Source organism: Paenibacillus liaoningensis (assembly GCF_059609455.1).
In genome coordinates, this window is sequence record NZ_JCAALU010000014.1 from 207590 (window position 1) to 229932 (window position 22343).

Here is a 22343-nt window from a genome sequence, read left to right on the forward strand (position 1 = left end):
GGCAAAGCTTCCGTTTCGCGGGTGAAATATAAGCCCATTTATAAGTGTAAAACTTATAAATTCTTATATTTAAATATAGCCGAATTGCGGCGAATTCCCGTGAACCGAACATTTTGCGGAGTACGGGCATGCCGCAGCTTCATAGGAGGGAATCTGTTCTTGAAAAAACTATGGAATAAACTGTGCTTATGCATCCTTGCGCTAGCTGTCTCTTTGCCAACCGCTGTATTCGCGGCAGAAGTGGCTGAGACACCGCTCTTCCCATCGCTGCCAGCAGCGGAGCAGTCCGGAAGCGCGGAGCCTCATTTGGCGCCATCGGCCCGTTCTGCCATTCTTATGGATGCGGACAGTGGAACGATTATTTACGAGAAAAACAGCCATGATCAGCTGCCTCCGGCAAGCATCACCAAAATTATGACGATGCTGCTTATTATGGAGGCGCTGGCTGACGGCAAGCTCAAGCTGACCGACAAGGTGCAGACGAGCGAATATGCGTCTTCCATGGGCGGCTCGCAAATTTTTCTGGAGCCCGGCGAGGAAATGACCGTTGACGACATGATTAAAGGAATTGCTCTAGCCTCTGGCAATGATGCTTCTGTTGCGATGGCAGAGAAGCTTGGAGGCACCGAGGAGCAATTCGTGGCGATGATGAATGAGAAAGCGAAGCAGCTCGGGCTGAAGGAAACCCATTTTGCCAATTGCAACGGCTTGCCTTCAAAGGATCATTATTCGTCGGCCCATGACATTGCGGTTATGTCGCGTGAGCTGCTCAAGCATACGAATATTACGAAATACACGGGAATGTATCAGGATTATTTGCGTAAAACGTCAGAGAAGCCATTCTGGCTCGTCAACACAAATAAGCTTGTGCGGTTCTATAGCGGTGCAGACGGCCTGAAAACCGGATTTACGAATGAAGCTAAGTTTTGCTTGTCGGCCACGGCAAGACGGGATGGGCTTCGCATCATTGCAGTCGTAATGGGCGAGCCGAATACGAAGACACGCAATACGGAAGTGTCGCAAATGTTTGATTATGCGTTTGCCCAATATATGACGCATCCGATTTTTAAAGAGGGCGATGCCATGGGCAAGGTGCATGTGGAGAAGGGCGTGGTGTCCGAGCTTGAGCTGGTCGCTCCCCATGCATACAGCGTGCTGCTCAAAAAAGGGGCAAACACGAGCGATATCCGCTATGAGCTGAAAATCGACGGCTCGCTTAAAGCGCCTGTTGCGATTGGTGCGCCGATCGGCAAGCTTCTCGTCTATCAGGGAGACAAGCTGCTGAAGGAATTCCCCGTTGATGCGCCGCAGACGATTGAACGGGCTGGCTGGTGGAAAATGCTGAAGCGCTCGTTTGGCGGATTGTTCGCTTAAACCGGATTAAATCGGATTGAACAGGGTAATCTGGATTCATTCCGTGCGTTTTGCCAGAAAATAGCGAGCTTAAGCTGCATATTTTGTCACCTCTTAGGGCTCTGCTTCTAGTTTTGTCGCCGTGCAGGAAACACATGCCCCGCTGGAGAAATGCTAGTTCTATCCAAATGCACAGCTTAAAGGAGATGAACAGCAATTATGAATTTGCAAGCTGAACTGGAGCATTATCGCAATGTGCTTATTGTACGTCTGCGCGGAGAGCTGGATCATCATACAGCCGACGTCGTCAAGGTCAAGATGGAGGATGCGATTTTACGAGGAAGCAGCGACCACATCATTCTCAGCTTGAAGGATTTGCAATTCATGGACAGCTCGGGGCTTGGCGTCATTCTGGGCAGGTATAAGCAGGTGAAGGCAAGAGGCGGGAAAATGGTTGTCTGCGCCGTTAGTCCAAGCGTTCACCGGCTTTTTGAAATGTCGGGCTTGTTTAAAATTTTGGAAATTCATGATAATGAACGGATGGCGATTTCAAGTCTGGAGGTGGTATCGTGAAGCGAAGCAATGAAATGACATTAACCTTCAGCGCCCGCTCAGAGAACGAGGCTTTTGCCCGCGTAGCGGTGTCAGCCTTCGTCTCCCAGCTCGATCCGACGCTTGGGGAGCTGAATGATTTAAAGACAGCAATCTCGGAAGCGGTAACCAATGCGATTATTCACGGCTATGATAGCGACGCAGCCGGCAAAGTGACGATAGAGGGTTATATTGAAGGAGAAACGATCTCCTTGACGGTTATTGACCATGGACGCGGTATTGAAGATTTGGACTTGGCTCGCCAGCCGCTTTACACTTCCAAGCCGGAGCTTGAGCGCTCGGGCATGGGTTTTACGATCATGGAAAATTTTATGGACCGATTCGAGGTTGTCAGCGAGCTTGGCGGCGGTACGCGCGTCAGCATGCTGAAACGAATTGAATCGAAAAAAGCGCTATACAACTAGCGCATAGGGGTTGAACCTCATGGATTCCGGGTTGAAACAAACGGCTCAGCCGTATTTGGATGATGCGGAAGTAAAGCGGCTTATTGCGTTAAGCCAGTCTGGCGACACGTTGGCAAGGGACACGCTTGTAGGATGCAATATTCGTTTGGTATGGTCAGTAGTTCAACGTTTCATCAACCGGGGCTATGAGCCTGACGATCTGTTTCAGATCGGCTGTATCGGTCTGCTCAAGTCGGTTGACAAATTCGACCTTTCCTATGATGTTAAATTTTCCACCTATGCCGTGCCGATGATTATCGGTGAAATCCAGCGGTTTTTGCGAGATGACGGTACGCTTAAAGTCAGCCGCTCGCTCAAGGAAACGGCGAATAAGGTGCGCAAAATGAAAGACGAGCTTTCCAAGGTGCTGGGACGGCTGCCGACTATTAGTGAAGTAGCGGAACGGCTGGGCATTACGCCGGAGGATGTCGTATTTGCGCAGGAAGCGAATAAGCCGCCAACCTCGATTCATGAGACGGTATTTGAAAATGACGGCGATCCCATTACGCTGATGGATCAAATTGCCGATGATTCGCAGGAGCGCTGGTTCGACAAGCTTGCGCTTACCGAGGCTATCGAAGGCCTTAGCGAGCGGGAACGGCTCATCGTGTATTTGCGTTATTACCGGGACAAGACGCAATCAGAAGTAGCGAGTCGTCTAGGCATTTCACAAGTACAGGTGTCGCGTCTGGAGAAAAAAATATTGCAGTCCATCAAAGATCAAATCGCCTTGTAGGCGGTTTGATCTTTTTTTCTTGTTTTTACCTGCTGCAGCGTGACTATCTTATTCCTGTTTTTCTCATACTAAAAGGGAAACGAACCCAAGTACAGATAAAGGACTGATGACGGATGGATACGATGCAGCGGCAGCCTCTCTATTTGCGCTTGCGCAAGCGGATTGGAATACGCCCCGGGAAAGAAGTGACGCTCGGGCAGGCGGCGAGGCTGCTTGGCGAGTCCGAAGAGCAGGAACGCCGCTTGGGCCAGCTCGTTCTATATCGTCACAGCAAGCCAGACGGCAACCGCGTCGTCATCGATTTGCTGCAAATCGTCAGCCGGCTGCGGGAGCTTGAGCCAGGCTTGTCTATTGAAGCCTATGGCGATCCGCAGGTGTTGGTCATGATTGCGGACAAGCCGCCCAAGCCGCGGATTCCGCTGCTTATTTTTTCGTGGCTGCTGCTGTTTTTTGGCGCGGGTCTGGCAATTATGAACTTCCATACCGACGTCAGCATGAAGGAGGTCCATATTCGGATCGTCGAGCTGATTACCGGAGAGCATAACGAGCATCCGCTGTGGTTTCAAATTCCATATTCCTTCGGCATAGGGCTGGGCATGGTGCTGTTTTTCAACCATCTGTTCCGAAAAAGGTTCAATGAAGAGCCGAATCCGCTTGAGGTAGAGCTGTTCACCTACCAGGAAAATGTGAACGCCTACGTCATCGCCGACGAGATGCGTAAAAAAAATGATCGCCAAACCGCTCGGAGTGAGGACGATGCTTGATTGGCCGATTCATGCATTTATTGTCATGCTGGGCTTATCGGGAGGACTTGCAGTAGGCAGCGGACTGGTGGCGCTGCTAACGGTGCTGGATCTTATTCCGCGGCTTGCGCAGATCGCTTATGCCTATAGCCTGTCCATTTGGTTTGAGACGGCCGTTATAAGCGGGGCGGTCTATTGGACATTCGCAGATTTTTTCGATTGGAAGCTTTCGCTTGCAGGCATTACATCACAAATGGCTGCCGGGCTGCTGAACGGCATTTTCGTCGGCTTGCTTGCGGCGGCGCTTACGGAGGTGCTGAACGTCTTCCCCATCCTCGCCAAACGCATCCATTTGTCGGACTATTTAGTTGGCCTTGTGATGGCGATGGTGCTTGGCAAAACATTGGGATCGCTGCTGGACTGGCTTTGGTATCAATGGTAGGAAAATGGCAGGGAAATAAGATGGCAATGCTGGAGAACTGAGTGAGGTGAAGGAAGAAGATGGATAAGGATCAGGAGCAGCATAATGAACCGGGACAAGATTACAAGCACGCTAGTATTCCTGACATGATGAAGCTGGGAAATGAGCGGGGCACGGATACAGATAGGGACATCCATTCATCCGGCAAAAGAAAACGAGGCTGGCGGCAGGTGAAGGAGTTTATTCACGCCAAGCAGCTTGTTGTAGGGGAGCATCAGGAGCGACGCGAGGAGAGTAGAAGCGACCAGCAGCAAAATAGGGAGGAAGGGCAGCATGGCCACGGCCAGCCGCTGCATGCCCGTTCTAAAACGCTGGGACGAAGGAAGTCGCAAGGCAAAGGGCAGGGCAGCAAGCAAGGGCAGGATGGCCGAGAGGAACGAATACCTTCTGATTTGGATGACGTGCTGGAGCGGCTGAAAAATGAGCTTGGCTACGGCACCAGCTTCGATGTTGTCGTTCGGGAAATGATCTTCGGCGAGCGGCGGGTTGCCTTCGTGTTTATGAACGGTTTGGCAAAGGATACGCTGCAAACAGAAGTGCTTAAGCGGCTGACCTATTTGCAGCCGGACGATTTGTCATCCGATGCGCTGCATGCCTTTCTAGATATGTATGTGCCAGCGACTCAAGTTAGGTCTGAGCAGGATTGGAACAAGCTGCTGACGGGCATTCTCTCTGGGGGAACGGCGCTGTTCATCGACAAGGAAGCGACGGCGCTGCTCATTGACGCCAAAAACTACCCGGCCCGCTCGCCGGACGAGCCGAGCCTGGAGCGGGCCGTCAGGGGCAGCCGTGACGGTTTCGTCGAAACGTTGATGATGAATATATCGCTTGTACGGCGCAGACTGCGCGACCCGCAGCTTCGTTACGAGCTGGTGCAGATCGGCGAGCGAACGCAGACGGATGTCTGTATCGCCTACATTAACGATCTGGTAGACAAGGAATTGCTTAAATCCATTAAGGAAAAAATTTCGATCGTCAAGGTTGACGGCCTTCCGCTTGCCGACAAGCAGCTGGAGGAGGCGACCGTTAAACGGGGCTGGAGCCCATTCCCGCTTGTGCGTTACTCTGAGCGTCCAGACGTCGTAGCCTCACATTTGCTTGAAGGGGCAGTTGTCGTCTTCGTGGATACGTCGCCGAGCGTCATGATTTTGCCGACGACGTATTTCGATCTTATCCAGCATGTCGAGGAAAATCGCCAGACGCCGTTTATCGGTACCTATCTGCGCTGGGTACGATTTATTGGCATATTCGCCTCGCTTTTTCTGCTGCCGCTCTGGCTGCTGTTCGTTATCCATCCTGAGCTAAAGCCGCAGGCGCTGGAATTTCTCGGACCTTCAAAAACCGGCAAGCTGCCGCTGCTCGTGCAGTTTTTGCTGGCAGAGGTCGGCGTCGATCTGCTGCGCCTCGCCTCGGTGCATACACCAACTTCGCTGGCAACGGCGATGTCGCTCGTATCGGCTATTCTCATTGGGGATATTGCAGTGAAGACAGGCATTTTCGTCAACGAGGTCATTTTGTACATGTCGGTTGCGGCTATTGGCATGTTTGCGACGCCGAGCTATGAGCTGGGCCTGGCGAACCGGATTATCAGACTTGTGCTCATTACGCTTGTAGCTGCTCTCCAGGTTCCTGGCTTTATTGTCGGGACGACGGTCATCTTGCTGTTTTTGTGCATGGAGCGTTCATTCAACCGCCCTTACATGTGGCCGTTCATCCCGTTCGACTTCAGAGCGATGATGAGTATTATTTTCCGGACGCCCGTGCTGCAAAATCGCAAGCGGCCCAATCTGCTGCGGCCGCAGCAGCTCGATAAAATGCCTAAAACGGAGTGAAATCGGAAAAAATGCAAATGACATGTTAAATTATCCATTACGCTTGCGGGTAGATTACGATATACTGTTGCTATTGGTGCAAATCGAATCTATTCACGTATGGAGGAATAATAACAATGTACTTGCATGGAACGAGCAAAGTTAATGCCCAGGGGCATTTGGAAATCGGTGGCTGCGATGTAACGGAGCTGGCGAAAGAATATGGTACGCCGCTATATATTGTCGATGAGGCGCTTGTGCGTAAGCGTGCGAATGAATATGTGACTGCTTTTCAACAATCCGGCCTGCAATTCCAAGTGGCCTATGCAAGCAAAGCATTCAGCACAATGGCCATGTGTGCGCTTGCCGAGCAGGAAAACCTGTCACTTGACGTCGTTTCCGACGGAGAGCTTCATACGGCGCTGAAAGCGGGCTTCCCGGCAGCGCGCATCCACTTTCACGGCAACAATAAATCGCCGGATGAAATCAACATGGCGCTTGATGCAGGCATCGGCTGCTTCGTAGTAGACAATTCTATTGAGCTTAAAGTGCTTAATGCGCTGGCGAAGGACAAAGGCTTGACAGTTAAAATTTTGCTGCGGATTACGCCGGGTGTTGAGGCGCATACGCATGACTATATTTCCACAGGCCAACAGGATTCCAAGTTCGGCTTCGACTTGACGAATGGCGCGGCTAAGCAGGCGATTAAAGAAGCGATGGAGCTGTCCAATCTGGATGTGCTTGGCGTTCATTCCCACATCGGCTCGCAAATTTTTGAAGTAGACGGCTTCCAGATGGCTGTTGAGAAAATGTCGGCGTTTGCGATTGAAATTCGCCAAGACCTTGGCTTGACGTTCCAGGTTATCAACCTTGGCGGAGGCTTCGGCATCCGTTATGTTGACGGAGATTCCCCGCTTCCAGTTGCTCAATACGTGGCAGCGATCACGGATACGCTTATTTCCAGCTTTACGGCAGCGGATTTCCCGCTTCCTGAAATTTGGGTTGAGCCAGGCCGCAGCATGGTTGGCGATGCAGGCACAACGCTTTATACCGTTGGAACGAGCAAAGAAATACCAGGCGTGCGCAAATATATCGCTGTAGACGGCGGCATGATGGATAACCCGCGTCCGGCGCTGTATCAATCCGTTTATGAAGCGATGCTTGCGAATCGTGCGAACGAAGCGAACGAAGAGACCGTTACCGTAGCGGGCAAAGCTTGCGAAAGCGGCGACAAGCTCATTATTGATCTGGAATTGCCGAAAGCAAACAGCGGCGATCTGCTTGCAGTATTTTGCACGGGCGCTTATAATTATTCGATGGCGAGCAACTACAACCGTTTCCGCCGTCCAGCCGTCGTATTTGTCAAAGATGGCGTGTCTGATCTCGTCGTTCAGCGCGAATCTTTGGACAATATTGTCGGCAATGACTTGCTTCCGGCAAGACTTCGCAAAACAGCCCTTGCGAAATAAGGGTTAAATTTGGTAACGTAGTCTTATTCGGATATAGAAAGGTAGATGTTTAATAGATGGCAAAACAAGCGAAAATTACAATGGCAAACGGAGCAGAGGTTATTATTGACCTTTTTGATCAAGATGCGCCTAACACAGTTGCAAACTTTGAGAAGCTTGCAAACGATGGTTTTTATAATGGTTTGACTTTCCACCGCGTAATTCCGGGCTTCGTTGCTCAAGGCGGCTGCCCTACAGGCAACGGCACTGGCGGACCTGGCTACACAATCAACTGTGAGATCAACCCGAACAAGCATGAGCGTGGTACGCTTGCAATGGCACATGCTGGACGCAACACAGGCGGAAGCCAATTCTACATCGGCTATGCTCCACAGCCGCATTTGGATGGCGGACACACTGTATTTGGCAAAGTCGCTAAAGGCATGGAGCATGTTGACACGTTCCGCCAAGGCGAAAAAATGGAAAAAGTTGAAATCGTAACGGTTTAATCGTTGCGGGAAGGCCGTTTGTTTTTTCGATTCGTCGGAAAAACAAGCGGCTTTTTTACAAAAGAATAGGACAGTGTGGCTGCTAACCTGAGAATTAAAATCGAAATTTCTTGCTTTTTCAATTTTGCGGTGGTAACATTTCATCAGAGTTACATTTTAAAAGTAAGTGACCAATATTTTATAAAAATAATACAGTGACTTTCCTTCGGGGTCGGGTGAAATTCCCAACCGGCGGTGATCAGGAGGCTGTCTAAGCGCTTTGAACGATGAAGCGACATAGCTGCTGCCTGTCAGTCCGTGACCCGTGTACATTCCATTCAGAGCGTGTGAACGCATGAGCGGTTTGTATACGGCTGACCTGGTGCAATTCCGGGACCGACAGTACAGTCTGGATGGGAGAAGGAGACACTTTCAAGGCGTGATTTCATGCTTATTTGCTTGCACTTTTTTTTGCTGGGCAATTAGGTCTGTTAAAATCGATTATTTGTGTACTTGAAAGCGGGTCTCTAAGGAATACTCTCATCTCCGTTGGCTATGTTGCTAATGGAGGTTTTTTGCGTTCATGGATATTTTGAATGACAGTTATTATATGAGCTTGGCACTGGATATGGCAGAGAAAGCGGCGGGGCAGACGGATATTAATCCCGTCGTCGGCTGCGTCGTTGTAAAGGATGGCCGGATTATTGGCCTTGGCACGCATCTCAAGCGGGGAACCGGGCATGCCGAGGTGCATGCGCTGCAAATGGCGGGAGAGGAAGCGGAAGGCGCCACCGCTTATGTGACGCTGGAGCCTTGCAGCCATTTTGGCAAGACGCCTCCTTGCTGCGAACGGCTCATTGATGCCAAGGTCGCACGGGTAGTCGTGGCTACGACCGATCCGAACCCGCAGGTAGCTGGGCGTGGCCTTGAACGGCTGAAGGAATGCGGCATTGAGGTTGAAGTAGGCCTTCTCGGAGACCGCTCCAACCAAATGAATGAGAAATTCAACAAATACATTACGACGAAGCTGCCGTTTGTCACCCTTAAGACAGCGAGCACGCTCGACGGCAAAATCGCTTCCCGCACCGGCGACAGCAGATGGGTAACGGGCAGTGCGGCAAGGGAGCAGGTGCACACGCTGCGCCATCAGCATATGGGCATCATGGTCGGTATCGGCACCGTGCTTGCCGATGATCCGCAGCTGACTACGAGAGCGGACGTTCCGGCGCTGCATCCGGTGCGTATAGTCATCGACAGCAGCCTTAAGCTGCCGCTTACCGCGCGTGTGGTGACGGATCGGACGGCAAGGACGATCGTCATCGCAACTGAGCAGGCGGATGATGCCAAGGCGCAGGAGCTGCTGGCAGCTGGCGTTGAGCTCATTCGGGCAGGCACTGGCAAGCAGGTGGATTTGCCAGAAGCGATGAGAAAGCTTGGCGAGCTGGAAATTGGTTCGGTTTTGCTGGAAGGTGGCGGCAAGCTTAATGGCGCGATGCTGACAGCCGGACTCATCGACAAAATCATGCTTTATATGGCACCTAAAATTATTGGCGGGGCAGCCGCTCCCGGCACCTTTGATTTTGAAGGCTTCGAGAAAATGGCACAGGCTATTGAGCTGGAGCGTATGCAGGTGGAACAAGCGGGAGCTGATATTTGCATTAGCGGCTACCCTGTCTATCGCGATGTTTAGAGAGGAGGGCTGGCCGTGTTTACAGGTCTGATTGAAGAAGTCGGTAAGTTGAAACGGGTGGTCAAGCAGGGTGAGGCTATGGTAGTAACGATTGCTGCTTCCCGCGTTCTCGAAGGCGTAGCGCTGGGTGACAGCATAGCGGTAAACGGCGTTTGTCTGACAGTCATCTCCTTTACAGGCAGCACCTTTGATGCCGATGTAATGCCAGAAACGTACCGGCGCTCCAATCTTCACCAGCTGAAGCCCGGGGAGCAGGTCAACCTGGAGCGGGCGATGCTGGCAGGAGGGCGCTTCGGCGGTCATATGGTGCAGGGGCATATTGACGGTACAGGCATCATTGCCAAAAGGGAAACCGACGCTAATGCTGTCATATTCAGCATAAAGCTCCATGATGCGGCAACGCTGAAATATGTCATTCCTAAAGGTTCGATCGCTATTGATGGCATCAGCTTGACGGTTGTCGGGACGAATGATTCTGGCTTCTCGGTATCGGTCATCCCACATACGCTGGGAGAAACGGCATTACTGGATAAGCGCATAGGCGATTCGGTTAATATCGAATGCGATATGATTGGCAAATATGTGGAGCATTTGCTGCATTTCAAGCCAGCACGCGAGGCTGGTGCGGCTTCCGGCGGCAAAGCCGGCAAGGCTGGCGGAGCAAAGCTGAGCGCTGCTTTTTTAAGTGAAAATGGATTTATGTAATAACCAGGTAGTGGCTAGTTGAAGTGGTGAATGATCAGGGAGGGAAGCTTTATGGGACAGCAGGATCAGCCTTTAGAGAAATCTTTGTTCAATACGATTGAGGAAGCGCTTGAGGATTTGCTGCTTGGCAAGCCCGTTATCGTTGTAGATGATGAGGATCGGGAAAATGAGGGCGACCTCATTGCGCTGGCCTCCATGGCGACGCCTGAAGTCATCAATTTTATGATTACAAAGGCGCGGGGGCTTGTGTGTGTTCCGATTACCGCAGAGCGGGCGGAGCAATTGGAGCTGCCGCCGATGGTAGCGCGCAACACGGATTTTCATGGAACGGCGTTTACCGTTTCCGTTGACCATATCTCCACAACGACCGGCATCTCTGCGCATGAGCGCTCCGAGACGGTCAAGTCGCTCATTGACCCGAACACGAAGGCGGCAGATTTCCGCAAGCCGGGCCACATTTTCCCGCTAATTGCGAAAGATGGCGGTGTGCTCAGACGGGCAGGCCATACAGAGGCAGGTATCGATCTGGCCCTGATGTGCGGCTCGGAACCGGCAGCGGTCATTTGCGAGGTCATTAATGAAGATGGCACGATGGCAAGATTGCCGGATCTCGTGGCGTTTAAGCATGAGCATGATCTCAAGCTTATTACAATCCAAGAGCTGATTATATACCGCAATGCGAAGGAAAAGCTCGTCGAGCGTGTCGTTGAGGTTAATATGCCAACGGATTTCGGCGATTTTAAAGCGATTGGTTTTACGAATGATGTAGACGGCAAGGAGCATGTTGCTTTTGTCAAAGGCGAGATTGATCCAGAAACTCCGCTGCTTGTGCGCGTGCACTCGGAATGCTTGACGGGCGATGTGTTCCATTCGCATCGTTGTGATTGCGGGCCGCAGCTTGCGGCAGCGCTGTCGCAAATTGAGGAAGCGGGCAATGGCGTGCTGCTCTATATGCGCCAGGAAGGACGCGGAATCGGTCTGATCAACAAGCTGAAAGCTTATGTGCTTCAGGAGCAGGGGCTGGATACGGTCGATGCCAATTTGCAGCTTGGATTTGCGCCGGACTTGCGGGACTACGGTATTGGCGCACAAATTTTGCGCGATCTCGGCATTCGCAAAATGCGCCTGCTCACCAACAACCCGCGCAAAATTAAAGGGCTGGAAGGCTATGGCCTTGAAGTCACCGAGCGTGTGCCGATTCAAATGGAAGCGAATAAGGACAATGATCGTTATTTGCGGACGAAGCAGGCGAAGCTGGGCCATCTGTTCGATTTTCAGGATCAAAACCAGGAACAACAGTAATATTAAAAATATTATAAAAACCATTTGGGAGGAATTTAATTATGCCGCATGTATATGAGGGACATTTAGTATCGGAAGGCTTGCGTTACGGAATCGTTGTTGGAAGGTTTAACGAATTTATTGCCGGCAAGCTGCTGAGCGGAGCGCTTGATGCGTTTAAACGCCATGGCGCTTTGGATAATGAGGTTGAGGTTGCTTGGGTGCCAGGAGCTTTTGAAATTCCGCTTATCGCGCAAAAAATGGCAGAGAGCGGCAAATACGATGCGGTTATTACGCTTGGCGCCGTTATTAGAGGATCAACGCCGCATTTTGATTATGTGTGCAATGAGGCGGCCAAAGGGGTAGCGGCTGTTGGCTTGAAAACGGGCGTACCGACGATTTTTGGCGTATTGACGGTTGATTCCATCGAGCAAGCGATTGAACGCGCAGGAACAAAAGCTGGAAATAAAGGGTATGAAGCAGCTGCTAGTGCAATAGAGATGGCTAATTTGACAAAATTGCTGCATAATTAAGCTTAAGGCTTGCAGCTCGCGAGATGGGCCTCTGAGAAGAGGCCTTTCTATATTTTCAGCGTAACGGATGGATGCCGCTAGTGTGTGTTGGCAGCAGCTGTTTACGCTTACGGGTGGCGCAGCGATTTTATCGGAAGATTAGTCGGGAGGAAATGGCAGTGTCAGTGCTTTACAAGCTGGAATCTTTCGAAGGGCCTCTGGATTTGCTGCTGCATTTGATTGATAAAGCAGAAATCGATATTCATGAGGTATCGATCAATGAGATTACAGATCAGTATATGGACTATTTGAACGCAATGACGGAGATGGAGCTTGAGGTGACCAGCGAGTTTTTGGTGATGGCAGCTACGCTGCTGGCCATCAAGAGCAGGCAGCTGCTGCCGAAGCCGCCCGTGTTTGAGGAAGAATATGAGGACTGGCCGGATGATGGCCTTGATCCTCGTGATGAGCTCATTCAGAAGCTCGTGGAATACCGCAAATTCAAGCAAATTGCCGAGCAGCTGCGCGAGAAGGAAACGCAGCGGAGCCTCGTTTTTTCGCGTGAGCCGGAGGACATGACCCCCTTTTTGCAGGAGCAGGACATTAACCCGCTTGAGGGCCTGCATGTGTCTGATCTGGTAGCGGCTTTTCAGCGTGCGCTCAAAAAGGCAGCGAGGCGCCAATTTGTGGCGACCGTGCAGCGGGACGAAATTTCCGTAAAGGATCGGATTCGCGACATTGTTGAAGTACTGCGGCAGTATGAGACGGTGCAGTTTTCAAAGCTGATTCGTGAAAATATGGACAAGCATGAAATCGTCGTAACGTTTTTGGCGATTTTGGAGTTGATGAAGATGAAGCATATTCGTTGTTTTCAGCATCAGCTGTTTGATGATATTGTCATTCATTGGAGAGGGGATGCAGAGGACAGTGGATTATCAGAAGTTGAAGTCGATTATTGAGGGCCTGCTGTTCATGGCAGGAGATGAAGGACTGACGAAGCGGCAAATTGCTGATATTATGCAGTTTGATGCTGAGCTTGCTGCCGATTTGGTGTATGAGCTGCACCGGGATTTGGCGCGGGAGGAGCGGGGCGTTCAGGTAACGGAGGTTGCTGGTGCATATCGGTTGACGACGCATCCTGATCACGCAGCTTATTTTGAGCGGATGGCCTATACGCCAACACGATCGCAGCTGTCTCAAGCAGCGCTGGAGACGTTATCAATCGTTGCCTACCGCCAGCCGATTACCCGTATTGATATCGAGGAAATTCGCGGTGTCAAAACCGATAGAGCGATTCAGTCGCTCGTCTCTAAAGATTTAATTGAAGAGGTGGGCCGCGCGGAAGCAATAGGACGTCCTATTTTGTACGGCACGACCAAAGCGTTCCTCGATTATTTCGGCTTGTCGAGCATTAAAGCTTTGCCAGAGCCGAAGCACATCGATGTAGAAGACGCCCTTGAAGAACAGACGCAAATGCTGTTTGAACGCATCGGCGAGCGGCAAATGACCATTGACGAGATTCCGCCGAATTAATCAAGCTTGCAGAGAATGAGATTTGACCGCCGGGTCATACTATATTCAATCCATAATAGGAAAACGGAGGAAGCAAAATGCCCGGAAACCTTTACGGCTTGATGACGGCGGCAGGTCTCTTTTTTTTGTTCTTATTGCTGCTGGCCCTTGCTTCGCCGGTGCGTGTATATGGAAAGCTGACTAGGAAGGGCGAGCTTGACCATATCGATGTGCGAATTGTAGGGCTGTACGGGCTGCTGCACTATAAGGTGAAGATCCCGCAGATGAAATTGCAGGGGGCCATGATTCGGCTGCATGAGCAAATTAGTACCAACCGTGCGGGCGTACAGCATTCCAAAGAGCAGCAGGGGAAAATTGACGCCGAAAATGTACAGCGGTTTATAGAAAAACTGAAGCATGCGGTGGAAGTTACCGATAATTTGCGAGGCTGGGTCAAGCAGCTGCTGAAAAAGGTGCAATTGACCGAATGGAAATGGTCGACAACGGTAGGCGTTGGAGACGCGATGTGGACGGCCATGACGACGGGGGCAGTATGGTCGATTAAAACGACGATGCTGGGCGTCATTTCACAATTCGTGCTGCTTAAAGCCGATCCGGTGCTCCAGGTGCAGCCGGTATACCAAGGAACTTATTTTCAGACGGAATGGCATTGTACGGCTAAGCTCAGCATGTTCCATGCGGTGAGATCTTGGCTGGCTTTGCTGCTGAGACTCAAAAAAGGCTCGCACGGCATTCACGTGTGGCACCATATATTGTTTAAATAATGGATGAGCATAGCTAAATATTTCATGGGCAAGCAAAACCACCTCCTTCAAAAGGGGCGTGGTTTTGCTTTTTTTTAATTACATACAATACGCGGCCGCGGGAAACATTATTAGCGTAGCCTGCGTTAAATTGATTTGGACAATTAGGAGGAGATGTTGTGCAAGAGCATCCAATACAGGGCCTTATGCAGACAGCAATGGAAAATATTAAAGAAATGGTCGACGTCAATACGATTGTAGGCGACCCTGTGCAAACGCCAGACGGCAGCATTATTATGCCGATCAGTAAAGTTGGCTTCGGTTTTGTAGCCGGAGGTAGTGATATGCGGTTCAGCGGTGACAGCTCGGCTTCGTCCAGCAGCTCCGATGACAGTCACAAAGCTACCGTAGCAACTCCTTTCGGCGGAGGAAGCGGCGGCGGCGTATCCATTACACCAATTGCCTTCCTCGTTGTCGGCACCCAAGGCGTCAAAATCGTGCCGCTCGACAACAACACGCATTTGCTGGAGCGAATTATTGATTCGACACCATATGTATTTGACAAGGTGCAATCGATGATGCGAAGCTCGTCCAGTGGTGCAAGCCAATTAACTGGCACCACTATGAACTCAGGCTATATGAGCACAACTGACACAACCATTATTTAAGGCCAGAGCTGCCCGCAAGGGCAGTTTTTCGTTTAAAGTATAAATTTTAAAAGTTAAGCCTATATAGATATTGTAATATTGCTGCGCTCGTTAGGTACTGGAACGTCAGCTAGGGCGTAAGCGGGCTACACTTTACAGTCTTATTTTGCCGAGACAAGCATATAGTGTACAAGGCGTTTAAAAGTCTGTAGGAAAGTCCTTCCTTGTATATCAGACTTACACATAGGAAAGGGGCCGCGAAGAATGATTAGCAATGTGAAAATAGCTCGATTACTGCTCTTGTTAGGTTTGGCGCTCTGCTTGACAGAGACAAGCCTGCCAGCGCCAGGCTACGCGGCTGAACCAGAACCGCTGAGTACACATGCATCAGCGTCGGCGCTGATTGATGTCACCTCAGGCAGATTGCTCTACAGCGAGGACGGTGACAAGCCGATGCTTATAGCCAGCTTAACCAAAATTATGACCGCAATCGTAGCGATAGAGCATGGCAACCTGTCAGGCACCGTCAAGACGGGCAAGCGTGCAGTAGGCAAGGAAGGGTCCTCGATTTATTTGCAGCTTAATGAAGAAATGAAATTGCAGGACATGCTCTATGGCCTCATGCTGCGCTCGGGAAATGATGCAGCAACCGCAATTGCCGAGCATGTCGGCGGTTCAGAGGAAGGCTTCGTTGTGCTGATGAATGAAAAGGCTGCTTTTCTGGGAATGAAAAACTCCCAATTTAAAAACCCGCATGGCCTTGATGAGGAGGGGCATTATTCCTCTGCTAACGATCTTGCTAAGCTGGCAGCTTATGCGCTGCGCAATCCCGTGTTTGCCAAAATTGTCAGCACACCGGTCAAGCAGGTTCCAAATCCGCATGAGCAGTGGCAGTACAAATGGGTGAACAAAAATAAAATGCTCCAAATGTATGAGGGTGCAGATGGTGTTAAAACCGGCTACACCAAGCAGGCGCTGCGCTGCCTTGTCAGCTCCGCCACCCGTGACGGTCAGCAGCTGGCAGCTGTCACGCTTAGCGATGGAGACGATTGGGCGGATCATCGCCATATGCTTGATTGGGGCTTCGAGCATTATCCGCTAGCCCAAATAGCGGGTAAAGGACAGGCGCTTGCCGGCTATCCTTACGCTGTAGGGCAAAGCTTCAGCTACCCCTTAACGGAGGAGGAAAAAGGCCAGCTGACTTCGCGGCTTGTCGTGGTAAATGCGGCAACGACGCGTTATGCATTAGGCGAAAGAGGAACGCTGGAGTGGTATATGAACGGGGCGAAAATAGGAGCTGTACCAATCTATGATACGGGAAGCAGCAGACTTACGCTTCCGGAGCGCAAAAAGGCCGAAGCGGATGCCTTTTTCAACGATGGGCTAAGGAAAGAAAGTTATTTGGCGGCGGCTGGCGAAGCCATTCGGGCGTTGTTTAGTTGATATAAGTCTGCAGTATACCACTTTAAATGGAATCTGAAACGGCTGCTTCGTGATGAAGATGAAAGCCGCCGTTTACGCTTGACTGCTTGGGGAGGCGGGAAGCATGGTTAATTTTATTTGGCTGTTTTTAATTGTCATTAGCGTCGTTGTCGGTGCTTTCAATGGCAAAATCGATGCAGTAGCCGGAGCCGCGTTCACAGGAGCGCAGGCCGGCGTGACGATCAGCTTTGGGCTGATCAGCATTATGGTGTTCTGGCTTGGCATGATGCGAATAGCGGAGGATGCCGGGCTGTTGAAGAAAATGGCACAACTGCTCGGTCCCATCGTCCGCTTTCTATTTCCCGATGTGCCCAAAAACCATCCGGCACTCGGCTATATTATGAGCAACCTCAGCGCCAACCTCTTCGGACTAGGCAATGCAGCAACGCCGATGGGCATTAAGGCGATGCAGGAGCTGCAGAAGCTGAGCCCAGATCCGGCTGTAGCCACTCCAGCCATGTGCACGCTGCTGGCGCTAAATACGTCCAGCATTACGCTTATTCCTACGACATTAATTGCGATTCGCATGAATTACGGCTCGGCGAATCCGGCGGAAATCGTCGGCACGACGCTCGCCGCAACGTTTATTGCCACCACCGCGGCGATTGCAGCTGATCGCTGGTACCGCAGCAGGCAAAAGCCGCCTATTATTAAAGGCCCATCCCAGCCTCTTGCTCCTCCAGCCAAGCCGGGAGCTGCGGCAGCTTCGGGGGGAGGTGGCGGCGTTGCTTGACGCTTTTACAAGAGCATCGGCATGGTTGATACCCGCTATTATCGTATTTATTCCGCTTTATGCGGCTTTTCGCAAAGTGCCCGTCTATGAGACCTTCACAGAAGGAGCCAAGGACGGCTTCGGTACGGCCATTGCAATTATTCCCCATCTCGTTGGGATGATGGTCGCGATCAGCATGTTTCGCGCTTCTGGCGCGATGGATTTTATGATTGGCGCCGTTCGTCCGTTGTTCGATTGGCTCAGCATACCGAGCGAGGTATTGCCGCTTGCGGTGCTCAGGCCGCTAACGGGGGCAGGGTCGCTTGCTTTTACCGCAGACCTGATTCAAACCTATGGGCCGGATTCGATGATTGGCCGGATTGCGTCTACCATTCAAGGAAGCACGGATACGACGCTTTATGTGCTGACCGTTTATTTTGGCGCTATCGGCATTCGAAAAACCAAATATGCGCTTAAAGTGGGCTTGTTTTCCGATCTAATCGGTTTTTTGGCGGCAATTTTCATTTGCATGTACATATTCGGTTAACAGTGCTTGTGCTTTGCGCCTCATATCGGTATGATAAAGTTTGAGGTGAAAGTATTGGAACGTTTACAGAAAATATTAGCGCAAGCGGGCATCGCATCCCGAAGAAAATGCGAGGAAATGATTTTGGCCGGAGTGGTGGAAGTCAATGGCGAGAAAGTGACCGAGCTTGGTGTGAAAGCAGACCCAGCTGTCGATGTCATTCTCGTGAATGGCAAGCCGATCCGAAATGAGAAGAAAGTGTATGTGATGCTGAATAAGCCGAAGGGCGTTATTACGAGTGCGAGCGATCCGCAAGGCCGCAAAATCGTCTCTGACTATTTGCCAGGCATCAGGGAGCGCGTGTATCCGGTAGGCCGCTTGGACTATGATACGGAAGGGCTGCTGCTGCTGACGAATGACGGCGAGTTCGCCAATCTTCTGACGCATCCGAGCCATCATGTACCGAAAACCTATTATGCGACAGTAAAGGGCGTGCCTCACGGAACGCTGCTGGACCAATTGAAGAAGGGCGTTAAGCTTGAAGACGGCATGACCGCTCCTGCTGAGGTTGAGTACCAGGATGTTAATACGGAAGAGAATACATCGACTGTCCGTATTACCATTTATGAAGGCCGCAATCGCCAGGTTAGACGGATGTTCGAAGCGATTAACCATCCTGTCGTTCGCTTGAGAAGGGTGAAGTTCGGCGAGCTGGGCTTGCACAATTTGGCAAGGGGGCAATTCCGCCATCTGACGCCTGTAGAAGTGAAGGAGCTGCGCGAAGCTGCTCGCAAGTCACATAAAGTTCATAAAAAGTAGACGGCGGCAGCGGCAATTGCCGCCAGCTTTTCGTTATAATGGAACTATCTATGTTGACACACTAACCGAAATGCAGGTGATGAAAGCCCTATGAAATCGTCACGCAAAATTATGCAAATCGTCATATTGTCAGCCGTGCTCATTATCGGGGGATATGCGATTGGAACAACTTTGTTTGCTTCGGGCGAAAGCGGGGGCATTCCGAAGGTGGGCGGCACACCGCCGGAGTTTAAGCTTGTAGATTTGCAGGGCAACGTGCATCAGTTGTCCGATTATAAGGGCAAAGCGATCGTCGTTAATTTCTGGGGAACGTTCTGCCCGCCATGCGTGAAGGAAATGCCGGAATTCGAACGTCAATTTGCCAAATGGCAAAACGATGGCCTCGAAATTCTGGCTATTAATTTGAGTGAGGATACACTCACCGTCAACAATTTCGTCCGCCAGTTTGAGCTGAACTATCCGATATTGCGCGATGTTGACAGGAAGACGGAGCGAAAGTATGGACTTAAGTCGTATCCGACTACTTTTTTCGTAAAGCCGGATGGCACCATTATGGATATTACAGTTGGCGGAATGACAGAGGAATATATCGATGAGCGTATTGAGAAGCTGTTAACGTATTAGGAGGTTTCTTCCGTGTTATCTATATATAACACCAAGTGTGAATGCGGGCATCAGAACGCGGTTGGAACTGTGCTGTGCGAAAGCTGCGGCAAGCCGCTTATGGAGGACCAGCAGCAAAGTGAGCCGCTGGAAATGCGTTATGACGGCATTGCCCGGCGTTCGCAGAAGAAAAACCAAAATCCGATCGATCGGATTTGGAGCTTTTTTTCTTCCGTCAAAATTGCGATTTATTTGATCGTGCTGACGTTTCTCGGCGCTACTCTCGGAACGATTTACCCGCAGGAAAACACGTTTATTAACAATTTTGATATTGCGGCTTATTATGAAAGTACATACGGCACCCCAGGGAAGATTTATCATATGCTGGGGTTGTCGCACACCTATGAGTCCTGGTGGTTCATTACGCTGCTTGTAATGATCGGAACGTCGCTCGTCATTTGCAGCCTGGACCGGATTTTGCCGCTTTATCGGGCACTGAGCAAGCAGCAAATTCGCAAGCATCTCCAGTTCATCAATCGGCAGAAGACGGTTTATTCCGCAAAAGTGGACGAGCCTGCCGAAGCTTGGGTGGAGCAGTTTGCGGCTCAGCTAAAGCGGAAGCGCTACCGCGTTCATATGGACGGTTCAGCGCTGCTTGCGGAGAAAAACCGATTTAGTAGATGGGGGCCTTATATTAATCATATCGGCCTTATTTTGTTTCTGCTCTCGATACTCGCCCGCAGCTTGCCAGGCTGGCAAATGGACAGCTATATTTCCGTTGCTGACGGCGCGACCGTACCGATTGAAGGCACCAACTATTTTGTCAAAAATGAAAAGTTTACCGTTGATTTTTATACGGATGACGAGCTTCCGCCAGAGCTGAAGGGACAAGCTAGGGCAAAGCTCTATGAAACGGCGGCTGTCCTTTATACATGTACAAGCGGCTGCGAGGCTGGCGAGACGCCGGTGCTTGAGGAAGTAGCCAAACATGATATTATCGTCAACAGCCCGCTGAAGTATAAGGGCTTGAAGCTTTATCAGTTTGACTTCGACCTGACGCCCAAGCTGATCAGTGTCAAGCCGATGCTGATCAACAAAGAGACCGGCGAGAAATACGGGCCGTTCGAGCTGACGATGAAGGATGCGGAGCTTAATTATGAGCTCGGTCCTTACAAGATGCGGCTGATCGCCAATTACATGGATTTTGCAGTTGGCGAGAACGGCGAACCGACGACGCTTGGACGTGAGCCGAATGCGCCTGCATTCGTCTTTCTGATTACCGGGCCGGGACTGCCTGAAGCCGGGCAGCCTTACATGTATTTCCCGATGCAGAAGGACAAGGAGAAGTTCGGGCAAGATCAAATTAATGGCGCTTTAGCAAGCAAGTTTGAGATCAAGGTCGACGGAATGCAAAATGTCAACTTCTCAGAAGCTTCTACCTCGCTTAACGTTCGTGTGGACAAGGCATTGAACTTCGTCTGGGTCGGCGCAGCTATTTCAATGATTGGCCTATTGATGGGCTCCTATTGGCAGCATCGTAGAATTTGGCTGCGCATTGATGATGGCCAGCTGTCTCTTGGCGCACACACGAATAAAAACTGGTACGGCATGCGGGCGGATGTGGCGGGCGCGCTTCAAAAAAATGGCGTGACCGTAGATCCAAAGTCGCTAGATAACGGAGGGAATAACGCGTGAGTTTAGTTGATTTGAGCAGTGATGCTTTTATAGCCGCTTTTTTTCTGTATTGCTTTGCCTTTTTATTTTATGTCATTGCGATTGCGGGGAAAAAGTGGAGCAACCGCGATCCGTTTCAGCATGAGAAGCGCTGGGGACGCATTGCGTTTATCACTTCAAGCTTGGGGCTGGCTGCCCATCTGACCTTCTTCTTCACACGATGGGCAGGAAGCGGTCAAATTCCAACGAGTAATATGTACGAATTTATGACCTTCCTCGGCATGGCGATTATGATTGCTTTTACGATTATATATGCGATTTATCGTAAAGCGCTGCTGGGCATGTTCTCCCTGCCGCTAACTGTTATTATCGTGGCTTATGCTTCGGTTTTTCCACAGGAGGTTCAGCCGCTTATTCCAGCGCTTAACTCGATTTGGCTGAAAGTGCATGTCACGACAGCTGCGCTCGGCGAAGCCTTTTTTGCCGTCGGTTTTGCTGCCGGGCTTATGTATTTGCTGCGGGTTGTTGATTTTAAAAGCGAGACGAAGGAAGCGCGGAGATCACGATTTTGGGTCGAATTCTCGCTATATACGATTATTATTATTATTGGTTTTCTCGTTGCGGTATTTGGTTTCCGCTCCGCTGGTTATGAAGCGCAGTTCTCGCAAGAGCTGTCGACAATCGATTCTAAAGGGATTGAGTCATCTAAAGTCGAAACGGTTGATTATACGCTGCCCCCAATTGTGAAGCCTTATAACAGCCAGGTCGTCCATGCTGACAGCTTCCTCGGCATGACGGATACGAAGCTTGAGGCACCATCATGGATGAACGGCGTTAATGCCGGCCGCAAGCTCAATACGGTTATTTGGTCGATTATTGCCGGAACGATTTTGTATGGCTTGCTTCGCCTTGTATTCCGCAAGCCGCTTGGCGCAGTCATTCATCCAGTCATGGAGGGTGTTGACCCGGATGATCTGGATGAAATCAGCTATCGTGCCATTGCGATAGGCTTTCCGATTTTCACGCTCGGCGCGCTCATCTTTGCCATGATTTGGGCCAATATTGCATGGGGCCGATTTTGGGGCTGGGATCCGAAGGAAGTTTGGGCGCTTATTTCCTGGCTTTACTACAGTGCTTATTTGCATTTCAGATTGTCGCGCGGTTGGCAGGGCCTGCGGTCCTCTTGGCTCGCGGTCATCGGCTTCGTCGTTATTTTATTTACGCTGATTGGCGTAAATCTGGTAATAGCGGGCCTTCATTCTTACGCGGGAACGAATTAATCGCGATTGGGAAAGGGGTTA

The 22343-nt window shown here is 50.7% G+C and carries 24 protein-coding genes and 1 riboswitch; all 24 genes read left to right on the top strand.

Going from position 1 to position 22343, the window contains the following annotated elements; translation table 11 throughout:
- Positions 1-159: 159 nt before the first annotated feature.
- A complete protein-coding gene (locus AC6B99_RS22445; protein WP_496664281.1) occupies positions 160-1374 on the top strand; it encodes a D-alanyl-D-alanine carboxypeptidase family protein in 1215 nt (404 codons plus the stop codon).
- A 198-nt stretch (positions 1375-1572) separates the two neighbouring features.
- Complete coding sequence (gene spoIIAA / locus AC6B99_RS22450) at positions 1573-1926, top strand: anti-sigma F factor antagonist (protein WP_056028909.1); 354 nt, start codon at positions 1573-1575, stop codon at positions 1924-1926.
- A gap of 14 nt (positions 1927-1940) precedes the next feature.
- The gene (spoIIAB, locus tag AC6B99_RS22455; RefSeq protein ID WP_056032668.1) at positions 1941-2369 is read left to right on the top strand and encodes an anti-sigma F factor; all 429 of its coding nucleotides are present in this window, start codon (positions 1941-1943) and stop codon (positions 2367-2369) included.
- A 19-nt stretch (positions 2370-2388) separates the two neighbouring features.
- Entirely contained in the window at positions 2389-3144 is a 756-nt protein-coding gene (gene sigF / locus AC6B99_RS22460; protein ID WP_046231980.1) for an RNA polymerase sporulation sigma factor SigF, read from the top strand.
- Positions 3145-3257: 113 nt separating this feature from the next.
- Positions 3258-3908, top strand: coding sequence for a stage V sporulation protein AA (locus tag AC6B99_RS22465; RefSeq protein ID WP_155972713.1), 651 nt, complete (start codon positions 3258-3260; stop codon positions 3906-3908).
- Positions 3901-4329, top strand: coding sequence for a stage V sporulation protein AB (locus AC6B99_RS22470; protein ID WP_056028907.1), 429 nt, complete (start codon positions 3901-3903; stop codon positions 4327-4329). Before AC6B99_RS22465 ends, AC6B99_RS22470 begins: the two co-directional genes overlap by 8 nt.
- A gap of 59 nt (positions 4330-4388) precedes the next feature.
- A complete protein-coding gene (locus AC6B99_RS22475; protein ID WP_496664282.1) occupies positions 4389-6200 on the top strand; it encodes a spore germination protein in 1812 nt (603 codons plus the stop codon).
- Between the two features lie 116 nt (positions 6201-6316).
- The gene (gene lysA, locus AC6B99_RS22480) at positions 6317-7648 is read left to right on the top strand and encodes a diaminopimelate decarboxylase (protein WP_056028905.1); all 1332 of its coding nucleotides are present in this window, start codon (positions 6317-6319) and stop codon (positions 7646-7648) included.
- Between the two features lie 56 nt (positions 7649-7704).
- Complete coding sequence (locus tag AC6B99_RS22485) at positions 7705-8136, top strand: peptidylprolyl isomerase (protein ID WP_056028903.1); 432 nt, start codon at positions 7705-7707, stop codon at positions 8134-8136.
- A gap of 197 nt (positions 8137-8333) precedes the next feature.
- Positions 8334-8544: riboswitch (FMN riboswitch) on the top strand.
- Positions 8545-8698: 154 nt separating this feature from the next.
- The gene (gene ribD / locus AC6B99_RS22490; RefSeq protein ID WP_056028901.1) at positions 8699-9805 is read left to right on the top strand and encodes a bifunctional diaminohydroxyphosphoribosylaminopyrimidine deaminase/5-amino-6-(5-phosphoribosylamino)uracil reductase RibD; all 1107 of its coding nucleotides are present in this window, start codon (positions 8699-8701) and stop codon (positions 9803-9805) included.
- 15 nt (positions 9806-9820) lie between these two features.
- Positions 9821-10510, top strand: coding sequence for a riboflavin synthase (gene ribE, locus AC6B99_RS22495; RefSeq protein ID WP_056028899.1), 690 nt, complete (start codon positions 9821-9823; stop codon positions 10508-10510).
- Between the two features lie 51 nt (positions 10511-10561).
- Entirely contained in the window at positions 10562-11812 is a 1251-nt protein-coding gene (locus tag AC6B99_RS22500) for a bifunctional 3,4-dihydroxy-2-butanone-4-phosphate synthase/GTP cyclohydrolase II (protein ID WP_494858695.1), read from the top strand.
- A 41-nt stretch (positions 11813-11853) separates the two neighbouring features.
- Positions 11854-12324: a 6,7-dimethyl-8-ribityllumazine synthase gene (gene ribH, locus AC6B99_RS22505; RefSeq protein ID WP_056028895.1), complete on the top strand. Its 471-nt coding sequence runs from the start codon at positions 11854-11856 to the stop codon at positions 12322-12324.
- A 158-nt stretch (positions 12325-12482) separates the two neighbouring features.
- The gene (locus AC6B99_RS22510; RefSeq protein ID WP_056028893.1) at positions 12483-13262 is read left to right on the top strand and encodes a segregation and condensation protein A; all 780 of its coding nucleotides are present in this window, start codon (positions 12483-12485) and stop codon (positions 13260-13262) included.
- Positions 13231-13836, top strand: a complete 606-nt coding sequence (gene scpB, locus AC6B99_RS22515; RefSeq protein ID WP_046231988.1) for an SMC-Scp complex subunit ScpB — start codon at positions 13231-13233, stop codon at positions 13834-13836. The genes AC6B99_RS22510 and scpB overlap by 32 nt, the downstream gene beginning before the upstream one ends.
- A 77-nt stretch (positions 13837-13913) precedes the next feature.
- On the top strand, positions 13914-14600 hold the full coding sequence (locus AC6B99_RS22520; protein WP_056028891.1) for a DUF2953 domain-containing protein: 687 nt from the start codon (positions 13914-13916) through the stop codon (positions 14598-14600).
- Between the two features lie 158 nt (positions 14601-14758).
- Complete coding sequence (gene ytfJ / locus AC6B99_RS22525; protein ID WP_056028889.1) at positions 14759-15247, top strand: GerW family sporulation protein; 489 nt, start codon at positions 14759-14761, stop codon at positions 15245-15247.
- Positions 15248-15490: 243 nt separating this feature from the next.
- Positions 15491-16669: a D-alanyl-D-alanine carboxypeptidase family protein gene (locus tag AC6B99_RS22530; RefSeq protein ID WP_494858699.1), complete on the top strand. Its 1179-nt coding sequence runs from the start codon at positions 15491-15493 to the stop codon at positions 16667-16669.
- Between the two features lie 103 nt (positions 16670-16772).
- Complete coding sequence (locus AC6B99_RS22535) at positions 16773-17441, top strand: nucleoside recognition domain-containing protein (RefSeq protein ID WP_056028885.1); 669 nt, start codon at positions 16773-16775, stop codon at positions 17439-17441.
- Complete coding sequence (locus AC6B99_RS22540) at positions 17434-17967, top strand: spore maturation protein (protein WP_056028883.1); 534 nt, start codon at positions 17434-17436, stop codon at positions 17965-17967. Before AC6B99_RS22535 ends, AC6B99_RS22540 begins: the two co-directional genes overlap by 8 nt.
- Before the next feature lie 54 nt (positions 17968-18021).
- Entirely contained in the window at positions 18022-18765 is a 744-nt protein-coding gene (locus AC6B99_RS22545) for a pseudouridine synthase (RefSeq protein ID WP_046231994.1), read from the top strand.
- 90 nt (positions 18766-18855) lie between these two features.
- Positions 18856-19389, top strand: a complete 534-nt coding sequence (locus AC6B99_RS22550; RefSeq protein ID WP_056028881.1) for a redoxin domain-containing protein — start codon at positions 18856-18858, stop codon at positions 19387-19389.
- A 12-nt stretch (positions 19390-19401) separates the two neighbouring features.
- A complete protein-coding gene (gene resB, locus AC6B99_RS22555; RefSeq protein ID WP_496664283.1) occupies positions 19402-21063 on the top strand; it encodes a cytochrome c biogenesis protein ResB in 1662 nt (553 codons plus the stop codon).
- The gene (gene ccsA, locus AC6B99_RS22560; RefSeq protein ID WP_056028879.1) at positions 21060-22322 is read left to right on the top strand and encodes a cytochrome c biogenesis protein CcsA; all 1263 of its coding nucleotides are present in this window, start codon (positions 21060-21062) and stop codon (positions 22320-22322) included. Before resB ends, ccsA begins: the two co-directional genes overlap by 4 nt.
- Positions 22323-22343: the final 21 nt, after the last annotated feature.